The organism is Arthrobacter sp. 05T420, assembly GCF_056396305.1.
In genome coordinates this window covers 1-8,819 of sequence record NZ_JBFTLG010000034.1, presented here as the reverse complement: position 1 = coordinate 8,819, position 8,819 = coordinate 1, and the positions used below count along the sequence as shown (strand labels likewise).

General features: G+C 69.6%; 6 protein-coding genes and 1 tRNA gene. 1 reads left to right on the top strand and 6 read right to left on the bottom strand.

The features are described 5' to 3' along the window. Window positions 1-433: 433 nt before the first annotated feature. Genes AC1DEM_RS21570 through AC1DEM_RS21560 form a run of 3 tightly spaced genes read right to left on the bottom strand, consistent with a single transcriptional unit; the run spans window position 434 to window position 2,810 of the window. Window positions 434-883 carry an RrF2 family transcriptional regulator gene (locus AC1DEM_RS21570; protein ID WP_476886318.1) on the bottom strand — a complete coding sequence of 150 codons (450 nt, stop codon included), beginning with the start codon at window positions 881-883 and terminating at the stop codon, window positions 434-436. Window positions 884-903: 20 nt separating this feature from the next. Then, on the bottom strand, window positions 904-1,389 hold the full coding sequence (locus tag AC1DEM_RS21565) for a hypothetical protein (RefSeq protein ID WP_476886317.1): 486 nt from the start codon (window positions 1,387-1,389) through the stop codon (window positions 904-906). Window positions 1,390-1,391: 2 nt separating this feature from the next. Further along, window positions 1,392-2,810, bottom strand: a complete 1,419-nt coding sequence (locus AC1DEM_RS21560; protein ID WP_476886316.1) for a phosphomannomutase/phosphoglucomutase — start codon at window positions 2,808-2,810, stop codon at window positions 1,392-1,394. A 115-nt stretch (window positions 2,811-2,925) separates the two neighbouring features. Here AC1DEM_RS21560 and AC1DEM_RS21555 point away from each other — a divergent pair, with 115 nt between their 5' ends. Next, on the top strand, window positions 2,926-5,106 hold the full coding sequence (locus AC1DEM_RS21555) for a RecQ family ATP-dependent DNA helicase (RefSeq protein WP_476886315.1): 2,181 nt from the start codon (window positions 2,926-2,928) through the stop codon (window positions 5,104-5,106). Here AC1DEM_RS21555 and AC1DEM_RS21550 read toward each other — a convergent pair. The 3 genes from AC1DEM_RS21550 to AC1DEM_RS21540 all read right to left on the bottom strand — a co-directional run bounded on the left by AC1DEM_RS21550 (window position 5,051) and on the right by AC1DEM_RS21540 (window position 8,570). Further along, window positions 5,051-6,526 carry an MFS transporter gene (locus AC1DEM_RS21550; RefSeq protein ID WP_476886319.1) on the bottom strand — a complete coding sequence of 492 codons (1,476 nt, stop codon included), beginning with the start codon at window positions 6,524-6,526 and terminating at the stop codon, window positions 5,051-5,053. The two genes, AC1DEM_RS21555 and AC1DEM_RS21550, sit on opposite strands and share 56 nt — an antisense overlap. Before the next feature lie 22 nt (window positions 6,527-6,548). Beyond that, complete coding sequence (locus AC1DEM_RS21545; RefSeq protein WP_476886314.1) at window positions 6,549-8,234, bottom strand: phytoene desaturase family protein; 1,686 nt, start codon at window positions 8,232-8,234, stop codon at window positions 6,549-6,551. A gap of 248 nt (window positions 8,235-8,482) precedes the next feature. Next, window positions 8,483-8,570, bottom strand: a tRNA-Ser gene (locus AC1DEM_RS21540). Window positions 8,571-8,819: the final 249 nt, after the last annotated feature.

The window sequence follows — 8,819 nt, the reverse complement described above, 5'->3', positions numbered from 1 at the left end:
CGGGGCGGCCGGGAACTGGAACCGCAGGACTGCCGTGTTCTCGGGAGAGCCGTAGACGGCGAGCGAGCCGCTGGTGCCAAAGTCCGTGGTGGGCGCCGACGACGAGGTGTAGGTGTCCGCGGCCGGCGCCACCGCCACCACGGTCGGCGCCGCGTGGGCTGGGGGGACGCTCATCAGCGAAAATAGGAGCGCACCCGCGCCGACAGTGGCTAGCCTGCGAAGTCTCTTCATCGGTGGCCTTTCGCGTGGCCGAAAGCAAAGAGGCTCCCCGGCGGTAGTGACATCCTTGGGGGTACTTTGTCATCTGAGGCCGGTCCGGTGTCAACGCGTAGCCCTACTTGGGATGCGGTCCCGTGGACCAAGTAGGGGGTAGTCCTGGACTTCTTCAGCTCCCGTCATCGGGACCGCGGGGGAGGGCCAGTGGGGCGAATACCTAGAGCCCTGGGCGCAAGCCGATCGCCTCAAAGACTGGTGCCATCTGCCGGGCTGTCGGCAGCGAGGCGATCTCGATCCCGTCGAGTTCGCGATAAAAGGCTTCGCGGGCCCGGGCAAGCCCGGCCCGGAGGCGGCACTCGGTGATGAGCGGGCACGTGCCGCCCGAGCCGATGCAGTCGGCAGGGTCCAGGCGGGTGTCGAGTTGCCGCAGCACCTGGCCAACCGTGGCGGTCCGGCCGGCGCTGCTCAGCCGGGAACCGCCGTTGCGGCCGCGTTCGACGTCGATCATGCCCAGGGCGCGCAGCCTCGCCATCGCCTTGCTGACATGGTTATACGGCGTGCCGACGGCGTCGGCGATGCTCTGCGTCGTCAGGAGCCCGCCGTCCGGAACGGCGGCGAGCACCAGCAAAGCGCGCAGGCTCACATCGGCGAACGCATTGATCTTCATATCCCCAACCTAAGGGAGGTCTAGTCCACCCAGACGGCGGGCTCGTTGGTATCGGCGGCCAGCTGGCCGAACTCGAGTTCGTGCGTTCCTGCGTTGGGGGCATAGGGCAGGACTGCGGCGAACAGGGAGCCGTCCTGGTGCTCTGCGGCCACGTGGATGGCGTCCGAGTCTTCCTCGAGCAGCGTGATGTCACAGACGACGGCGGCGGCCCGGAACTCCTCCCGATGCTGCCGGAGCAGCTCGTGGAGGTCCCGGATCATGGCGTCCGCGTCGAAGTCTGCGTCCGATCCGTCGCTCGCGTCCGCCGGGGTCACGGCAACCAGCCGGACTTCGCCGTCATTCTGGACCACCAGGGCGAAGGGCAGGAAACCGCCGTTGCGCTCGAGTTGCTCCTGCGCGGCGCCGACGCCGGTGCCCAGCAGGTTCTCCAGGTCCGTGGCGCTGGCGTCCGGCACGGAATCGCGCCAGGAACCGGCGTTCGGGGATTCTTCCGGATGTACGGCCACGGCTAGCCCCGGACCAGCGCCAGGACGCGGTCGCGGACGCGTTCCATGGTGGCAGTGTCCGTGGCTTCGACGTTGAGGCGCAGGAACGGCTCGGTGTTGGACGGTCGCAGGTTGAACCAGTAGCTGCCGTCGGCGGCGATAAAGGTGCTGCCGTCGAGGTAGTCGACCTCGACGTCGTCGTCGTGGAAATCCTTGCGGACCCGCTCCACTGCGGCGGTCTTGTCCTCGATTTCCGAGTTGATCTCGCCGGAGGACTGGTACGGCTCGTATTCGCGGCCGAGCTCGGAGAGCGGACCGTCCTGTTCGCCCAGGGCGGCCAGGACGTGCATGGCTGCGAGCATGCCGGTGTCCGCATTCCAGAAGTCGCGGAAGTAGAAGTGGGCCGAGTGCTCCCCGCCGAAGATGGCTCCCTCCGCGGCCATGACGGCCTTGATGAAGGAGTGCCCCACCCGGGTGCGGACAGGGCGGCCGCCGAGGCGCTCCACCAGCTCCGGAACCGCGCGGGAGGTCAGCAGGTTGTGGATGACGGTGGGCGTGTCTTCGCCGAGGCCCTGGGCGCGGGCGATCTCGCGACGGGACACCATGCCGGTGATGGCCGACGGCGAGACGGGCTCGCCCTTTTCGTCGATCACGAAGCAACGGTCGGCGTCGCCGTCGAAGGCCAGGCCGATGTCCGCGCCATGCTCGACGACGGCGGCCTGCAGATCGCGCAGGTTTTCCGGCTCCAGCGGGTTGGCCGGGTGGTTCGGGAATGATCCGTCGAGCTCGAAGTACAGGGGCACAATCTCCAAAGGGAGCATGGGCAGCAGGGCATCGCCAAGCACGGCCGGAGTGGTGAGGCCGGCCATGCCGTTGCCGGCATCCACCACAACCTTCAGCGGCCGGGAACCGCGCAGGTCCACCAGGTCGCGCAGGTACTCCGCATAGCCCTTGAGGACGTCCTGCACGCCCACCAGGCCGCGGGTGCCGGCGGCGGGGATGGTGCCGGCGTTGAGGTATTCCTCGGCGCGGGCCTGGATTTCCATGAGTCCGGTTTCGGAGGAGATTGGCACGGCGCCGGCCTTGGCCATCTTGATGCCGTTGTATTCGGCCGGGTTGTGGCTCGCGGTGAACGTGGCGCCGGCGGCGTTGAGGGCGCCGCACGCGTAGTAGAGCTCGTCGGTGGAGATCAGGTCCAGGAGCTGGACGTTGGCTCCGCGGGTGGCCGCGCCGTTGGCAAAGGCTTTGGCGAACTCGGGGGAGGAGGGTCGCATGTCGCCGCCCACCAGCACGGTCTGCCCCTCGAGCTCCAGGACGTCGACGAAGGCGGCACCGACGGCTTCAACGATCTCCGCGGTGATGGATTGCCCTACGATTCCGCGCACGTCATAGGCTTTGAACGAGGTCGAGAGGTCAAAAGTCTTTGTCTTGTCCGTAGTCACGCGTCCTATCTTACGTTGCGGCCCTGACGCCGCGGCCGGTATCCACACGCTGGGATTGTGCACATAGCGGACCCTTGGCTTCATGGCTGTCGGAGGAGGCTGGGATACTGAAGCAATGGCCAGTAACCAGAACGCCCCTTCCAGCACCGCCCTCGCCGACACCACGGCCTCGACCCGGGAACAGGCCCAGACTGTGCTGCGCGAGCTCGTGGGCCACCCTGAGGCGGAGTTCCATGACGGCCAGTTCGAGGCCATTGAGGCCCTGGTCGACGGCGGCCGGCGGGCCCTGGTGGTGCAGCGCACCGGCTGGGGGAAGTCGGCCGTCTATTTCGTCGCCTCCCTGCTGCTGCGCCGCCGCGGCGCCGGCCCCACCCTGATCGTGTCACCGCTGCTGGCTCTCATGCGCGACCAGGTCGCCGCCGCGGCGCGGGCAGGGGTACGGGCGGTCGCCATCAACTCGGCGAACCAGTTGGAGTGGGACACGGTCCGCGAGCAGCTCGCCGCCGATGAAGTGGACGTCCTGCTGGTTTCGCCTGAACGCCTCACCAACCCGTCCTTCCGGGAAAACCAGCTCCCCGAACTCGTGCGCCGGACCGGGCTGCTGGTGATTGACGAGGCCCACTGCATCTCGGACTGGGGCCACGACTTCCGCCCCGACTACCGGCGCATCGCGGACCTCATCACGCAGCTGCCGGACACCGTGCCGGTGCTCGCCACCACCGCCACGGCCAATTCCCGGGTGGTGCATGACATCGAGGAGCAGCTCGGCAAGGACGTGCTCACCATCCGGGGAGCCCTGGGCCGGGATTCGCTCCGCCTGGGTGTCCTGACCTTGCCCGATTCCCGCGAACGGCTGGGCTGGCTGCTGACCCACCTGCAGGATTTGCAGGGCAGCGGCATCATTTACACACTCACCGTTTCGGCAGCCGAGGACACGGCCCGCCTCCTGGCCGAAGCGGGGCACGAGGTGCTCGCCTACACCGGCCGCACGGACCCCGCGGACCGGGAACGCGCCGAGCAGCTCCTGAAGGACAACCAGGTCAAGGCGCTCGTGGCCACGTCAGCGCTCGGCATGGGCTTCGACAAGCCGGACCTCGGCTTCGTGGTGCACCTTGGCGCGCCGTCCTCGCCGGTGGCGTACTACCAGCAGGTGGGCCGCGCCGGGCGTGGCGCGGCGAACGCCGACGTCCTGCTGCTGCCCGGTTCGGAGGACCGCGACATCTGGCAGTACTTCGCCACCGCGTCCATGCCGTCCGAGGAAAAGGCTGCCGCCGTCCTGACAGCCCTGGCCGAAGCCGGAGCGGCGGTGTCCACGGTGGCGCTTGAGGCCCGGGTGGACCTGCGCCGCACCCCGCTGGAGCTGTTGTTGAAGGTCCTGGCCGTGGACGGCGCCGTCGAACGCGTCGGCGGCGGCTGGCGCTCCACGGGACAGCCATGGAATTACGACGCCGAGCGGTACAGCCGGATCGCCGAGGCCCGGGTGGATGAACAGGACTCGATGGTCATCTACCAGGACACCGCCGGCTGCCGGATGGAATACATCACCTCGGTGCTTGACGACGAAACAGCCCGCGCCTGCGGCCGCTGCGACAACTGCGCGGGCCGCTGGTTCCGGGCCGACATCGCCGAGGACGCCACGAAGACTGCCGGGCAGACCCTTCGCCGGGCCGGCGTCGTCCTTGAACCGCGGCTGCAGTGGCCCAGCGGCATGGACCGCCTGGGTGTGCCGGTCAAGGGCAAGATCAAGCCGGATGAAGCCCTCGCCGACGGCCGCGTGCTGGCGCGCCTGACTGACCTTGGCTGGGGCGGGGCCCTGCGCGAGGCGTTCGCCGCCGGTGCGCCCGACCGGGCCGTTGACCCCGGCATGCTGCAGGCCTGCGTCCAGGTGCTGAAGGAATGGGGCACAGCAGATGCCCGGACCCCGGGCTGGAGCGGGGCCGGCCGGCCCGCCGCGATCATCAGCCTGCCCTCCCGTAGTAAGCCGCAGTTGGTGGACTCCCTGGCCCGCGGGATCTCCGAGATCGGCCGCATCCCGTATCTGGGCCAGCTGCAGCTCAACCACGGCGGGCCCACGGGCGGCCGCGGCGGGAACAGCGCCTACCGGCTCGCCGGAGTCTGGGACCGGCTGGTGGTGGGCCCGGAGCTGGAGGAGGCCCTGGCTGGAATCCGTGGCCAGAGCGTCCTGCTGGTGGACGACCTCGTGGACAGCCGCTGGACCTTGACCATCTCCGGGCGGGCCCTCAGGCTCGCCGGCGCCGGCGCCGTTCTGCCGTTGGTGTTGGGCCAGGCCGGCTGACCTCGGCGCCGGCGTGGCGGGGGAGGGCCAGGCTGTCCAGCGTGCTCAGGAGCATCAGGACCGCGATGGCCACGAACGCTGCCCGGTATGGCGCCGCCGGATCGCCCGTGGCGAGACCGGTGGCTCCTGCGCCCTGGCTGCTTGCCTCGAAGACCCGCAGCAGGAGCGCCCCGACGGCAATTCCTGCCGCGGTGGAGAGTTGCACGAGCGTGGCGGAGACGGCGTTGGCGGACGGCAGCTGGGCCGGGGCGACGTCGGCGTACTGGACGGATGCGTAGGCCGAGAACCCGATCGAGCGGAACGCCCCGCTGGCCACCAGCACGGCGACAATCAGCGGCTCCGGCGTGCCGGCGTCGAGCAGCGCGCACAGCGCAAAAGTGGCCGCGGACGCCAGCGACGCAAACACCAGAACAGGTTTGAAGCCGAAGCGCCGGATCAGGGGCGTGGTGGCAGGCTTAATCCCGATGTTGCCCACGAACACGGCGGACACCATCGCCCCGGCGCGCAGCGGGTCCCAGCCGAAGCCGGCCTGGAACATCAGCGGCAGCAGGAACGGCACGGCGCTGATGGTCAGGCGGTACACAAAGCCTCCCGTCGCCGTCGCGCGGAACGTCCGTGCGCCGAAGACGGACAAATTGAACAGCGGCGTGCTGGTCCGCCGCATCCAGGCCGCGGCGGCGGCCAGGAACAGCAGGCCCACCACGATCCCTGCGGCTGCCAGCAGCCCGGCGTCCCGGCCGCCGATCAGTTCCAGACCGACCAGCAGGGAGCCCACCCCGAGCGTGGTCAGGGCCAGGCCGAGCCAGTCGAGGCGCCGCGTGCTGTCGCCGCTCACTGAGGGGACCAAGCGCAGCGCGGCCAGGAACGCCGCCAGGCCCAGGGGGAGGTTGACCAGGAAGATCCAGTGCCAGGACAGGTACGTGGTGAGCGCTCCGCCCACGAGCGGGGCAAGGACCGGGGCCAGCAGCCCGGGCCACACCAGGAAGGCGGTGGCCCGCAGCAGTTCCTTCTTCGGGGTTCCGCGGAGCACCACCAGCGTGCCCACAGGGACCATCATGGCGCCCCCGGCACCCTGCAGGACACGGCTCAGGGTCAGCATGGTGAGGTCCTGGCTGAGCGCGCAGAGCAGCGACGCGGCCGTGAAGATCGCGATGGCGAGGCAGAAAACCCGGCGCGCACCGAGCCGCTCCGCGAGCCAGCTGCTGAGCGGGATGCCCATCGCCACCGTCATCAGGTAGGCCGTCATGGTGATGTTGACGTCGGCGGCCGGCACGGAGAAATCCGCGGCGATGCTGGGGATGGCCGTGGTCAGGACGGTCCCGTCCAGGAATTCCATGAAGAACGTCGCGGCCACGAGGAGGGCCAGCCGCGGGCTCCAGCTGCCCCCGGCCGGGACGGCGCTGCGCGAGGAGGCCTTCATGCGCGTGTCTCCGAGTTCCGGTTCACCCATTGCGGAGCGGAGGTTCCGATTCCAGCACGGCCATGGCGGCGTTGTGACCGCCGATGGCACTGACGGCGCCGCCGCGGCGGGCGCCTGAGCCGCAGAGCAGGATCCGTGGATCGTCCGTCGCCACGCCCCAGCGGCGCGCCGGGGTGTCCAGCGGTTCGCCGTCCTCCACGAAGGGCCAGTCGAGGCCGCCGTGGAAAATGTTGCCCCGCGGCATGCCGACGGCGCGTTCGATGTCCAGGGTGGTCTTGGTTTCGATGCAGGGCCGGCCGTCCGGATCCGTCAGGAGCAGGTCCTCAATCGGCTCGGCCAGGACGGAGTTCAGGGAGGCCAGGACGGCCGCCTGCAGTTCGGCGCGGCGTTCCTCGTTGTTCTCGGCCGTGACCAGCCGGTCCGGGACGTGCAGGCCAAAGACGGTCAGCGTCTGGGCTCCGGCGGCCTGCAGTTCCGGGGACAGGATGCTGGGGTCCGTCAGCGAATGGCAGTAGATTTCGCACGGCAGCGGTGCGGGCACTGATCCGGCCGCGGCGGCGCTGTAGGCGGCGTCGAGCTGGGACCACGTCTCGTTGATGTGGAACGTCCCGCCGAAGGCGGCCTCCGGGCTGACGGATCCGTCCAGCAGCCGCGGAAGGCGCTTGAGCAGCAGATTGACCTTGACCTGGGCGCCCTCGCGGCGATGGTTCGGATTGCCGGCAGCGCCCGCTGAAATGCCGCCTGCCGTAATGCCGGCGGCGAGCACCGGGGCAGCGCCCGCTGAAATGCCAGCGGGGCCCGCGGCAGGCCGGCTGCGGAGCCGGTCCAGGACTGCCGGCGCCACATTGGACAGCACCCACCGCGCGGAAGACGTGTGGTCCTGCCCGCCGTGGCGATAGTCCACGACGCCGCCGGGCCGGACGGCCGTGACGTCCGCGGAGGTCAGGATGGTCGCGCCGGCGTCGCGGGCGGCCCGCTCCAGCTCGCCGGACACCGCGCCCATGCCGCCGACCGGCACGTCCCAGTCGCCCGTCCCGCCGCCGATCAGGTGGTAGAGGAAGCAGATGTTTTGCTGCAGGTCCTGGTCGTCGGCCCGGGCGAAGGTCCCGATCAGCGCATCCGTCAGCACCACGCCGCGGACCAGGTCGTTGCCCAGCTCCTTGCTGATGGCATCCCCGATGGGATGTTCGATCATCGCCTCCCATGCCTCGGCAGCGCCGGCCCGGGCGGCGAGAGACCGCGCTTCGGACCGCGCCAGCAGCGGCGAGGTCATGGTGGGCCAGAGGGCCTCGGTGAGCTGCCGGCAGGCGGCATAGAACGCGGTGAAGGCGCGGAACTCGCCGTCGGGCGCGCCGACGGCGGCGAAGGACGCCGCAGTGGCGGCCTCGTCCCCGTTGTCCACCAACAGGGCCCGGCTGCCGTCCGCGGGGTCCGGGGTGTACGAGGAATAGCGCCGCCGCGCCAGCGTGATCCGCAGGCCGAGGTCGTCGATGATCTGCTGGGGCAGGAGGCTGACGAGGTACGAGTAGCGCGAGAGGCGGGCATCGACGCCGTCGAACGCGTGCGCGGACACCGCGGCGCCGCCGGGGTGCTCCAGCTTTTCCAGGACCAGGACCTCACGCCCAGCCTTGGCCAAGTACGCGGCCGCGGCCAGGCCGTTGTGGCCGCCGCCGACGATGATGGCGTCAAATTCCTTGTTGCTCGACATGGGCCTATCCTGCCATCCGGATCGGCCGGCGGCCGCGAGGCGTCCGGCCACCGGACGGGAACCGGACTTGCTGCCGACGGCGCCGCAGCAGCGCCGCTCACTCGTCTCGGGTGCAGATCAGGGCGGATGAACGACGCCGATCCGCCCTGATCTGCCCGGGAGCGGGCCTCCGCGCAGGCGAGGCTTGGCGCCGCAGCCGATGTGCCCGGGAACGCAAAAGGCCCCGGTCCAAGGACCGGGGCCAAACGCGGAGACGGGGGGATTTGAACCCCCGGTGGAGTTGTGCCCCACACTTCATTAGCAGTGAAGCCCATTCGGCCGCTCTGGCACGTCTCCAATTGCTATTAACTAGCCAACCAAGGATACGCAGAAGGTGCCACGCAGTGCAAAACGGCCCATCCAAGACATCGCGGGGTCACTTCCGGCCCATGTCGGGCGGGCAAAGTCATATGGTCGTAGCAACGCTCTGATTGATGGAGCGTTTTATGGTCAAGCTGTTTCCTCCGAATACCCGCACCGACTTCGTTGACATGGTGTGTGGCGGGATGTCGATACTCGCCGCGGCCCGGCGTGTCGGGGTCATGC